Here is a 909-nt window from a genome sequence, read left to right as displayed (position 1 = left end):
GGAGTTTTGAATCCGCTCCGTTACCTTCAACCGTAACCGTCACATCCTGAGGCTGCCACTTTGCATATATTGTCATATCCTGCATAGGCATTACGTAATTATCGCTGTTCAGTTCCGTTCCCTCAGAAAAATCCGGAGCGAGATACCAACCTGCAAAGATATAATCATCCGGAACCGACTGCGGTCTTACGGGATTGTTAAGGGTGTCATTCACATATGAAAGCGGAGCACCGTTTAACAATGAAACATCGTCGTTGTCGGTTCCATCAAACTTTAAATTATATGCCTGTCTTTTCCAATATATATGCAAATAACTTTTTCCGTCGCCGTCGTAGTCGTTAATCAATTTACCGTCTTCGTAGATATATATGTTATCTTTATCATGATATGCGTGCAGATCTTTATTTGATTCGGATACATCCGTTGTAAATTCATCGGCGCTGTCCGTCCAATAATAATATGCGGGATATGCCAGAGCTCCGCTGACAAACCTTCTATAATCCGTTTTTCCGTTTTTAACACTTGCAGTTTTATATATTTCATGCTTCCACGTGCCGTCCGGGCTCTGAAAGTGAAAAACCATTACACTCTCACTTATTGGTTCTTCTTCCAATTTTCTTGCATGATATTCAACATGATAGTCATCCGACATGTAAGATCCAATTTCTTCAAACAACGATGAAAACGTATATTTAGGTCCAATACCTTCACGACTGTAAAATAAATAGCGGGAATCATAACTTACTATTCCGCTTGTGAGATGACCGTATACTGCACTGAAACTCTCTCTGTGATCCTCTTCTCCCGTATCCGGATTATAATATATATACGTAATGGTCATTTCCGGTCTGTCATAATATATGTTTATAACCGTAGAGCCGTCACTTTCAACTATCTTGCCTTTATTTA

Annotated in this window: 1 protein-coding gene; it reads right to left on the bottom strand. The window is 39.7% G+C overall.

Annotation, left to right across the window (positions count from 1 at the left end):
• On the bottom strand, positions 1 to 909 hold a 909-nt coding region (locus ACYQ1N_RS07575; RefSeq protein ID WP_459834515.1), incomplete at both ends, for an InlB B-repeat-containing protein.

This window comes from Howardella ureilytica, assembly GCF_054657495.1.
The sequence above is the reverse complement of the archived record's forward strand: the minus strand, read 5'-3'. Positions and strand labels throughout refer to the sequence as shown.